This window comes from Pseudomonas sp. GW456-12-10-14-LB2 (assembly GCF_002884345.1).
GTDB lineage: Bacteria > Pseudomonadota > Gammaproteobacteria > Pseudomonadales > Pseudomonadaceae > Aquipseudomonas > Aquipseudomonas paraglycinae.
The window spans coordinates 1-1300 of record NZ_POHV01000086.1 but is presented as its reverse complement, the minus strand read 5'-3'; the positions used below and the strand labels follow the sequence as shown (position 1 = coordinate 1300).

General features: G+C 57.2%; 1 protein-coding gene. It reads right to left on the bottom strand.

The features are described 5' to 3' along the window. Positions 1–62: 62 nt before the first annotated feature. The coding region (locus tag C1X29_RS28175) for an integrase core domain-containing protein (RefSeq protein ID WP_256584408.1) at positions 63–1300 on the bottom strand (1238 nt) is incomplete at its 5' end.

Genomic DNA, 1300 nt, shown 5'->3' with positions numbered 1-1300 from the left:
CCCCTCACTGTAGAGACCGGTACATCCTTTACACATTAGACCGGGGACATCGTTTACACCTTTTACAGGCTTGATACGCGGTTGGCACCGCGCTCAAACCTGCCTAAACAGAAGTTGCAAAGGTACAGCTCCCACACGTCATCAGCCACTTCCTTCAGCGCGATGTCCTCGCCGATCAGCGCCTCGCCCAAAAACATTCGTTGCCCCTTCCACTTGAACTCGCCGTTCGAACGAACCTTGCGTACCTCAACCTCAGGGCCATATTCGACCGCGGGCAAGTAGCCCGGATACGGGCGCAACGAAGGTCTGTATACGGAAGCCGGCGGTTTCATGCCCAGTGCGGTGTGTGGTCGATCATGGTTGAAGTCCTGAACGAACTCTTCAAAGGCCAGCTGCTGGCGTACGAGATTTTCCGCAGGTGTTCGCAGTACCGCTGCTTTGAGGGTGCGGTGCATCCGTTCGTGTCGACCGTTCTGGTCAGGACGCCCTGGTGTGATTGTCTCGATATGGATGCCATGCCTGATGAACCAGACGGACAGCTTCGACAGCCGCGCCAAACCGGTCGATGCGAAAGGCGCCCCGTTATCTGTGCGGATTACGTCCGGCAATCCAAACTCCCGGAAAGCCCATTCGAATCCCTGTCGCGTCGGCTCGCTGTGCGTGCCGGGCAACGCCCGGCAGAGCAGCAGATAGCGGCTCATCTGATCGGTAATGGTCAGCGGATAGCACCAATTGCCGTCCTGCATCCTGAACTGCCCTTTGAAGTCGGCACACCAGGTCTGGTTGGGTTCATCGGCCGGGCGTAAATGCGTCGGAGCACGCGGGCGCAAAGGATAAGGGCGCCGCGCAATGACCAAGCCAGCCTTCTTCAACCACTCACCAGCAGTGCTCGCGGCCGGCCATGGGATCTGTGGATCGGACTTTCGCAGGCGATCAATGATCTGTTTGGGACCTCGATCCGGATGCTCGTTTTTCTTGGCCAGCAATGTGGCGATGATTTCATCCGGGGTTTGATGAGGGCAGTTCAAAGGCTTGCGGGATTGCTCTTTCAAGCCATCCACACCGAGCGCTGCATACCGATCCAGCCACTTATCGACGGTTGGCCGGCTGACCCCATAACGCCGGCTCAATTGGCTCTTGGTGTAGCTGCCACTGAGCCAGTCACTGACTAATTTCACTCGTTGATCCATCGGGGACTCTTGATTCCAGGGCATGGTCAGCACCTCCTGACCATGATTGATACCTGTAAACCATGTCCCCGGTCTCAAACGTAAAGGATGTACCCGGTCTTTACCCACCC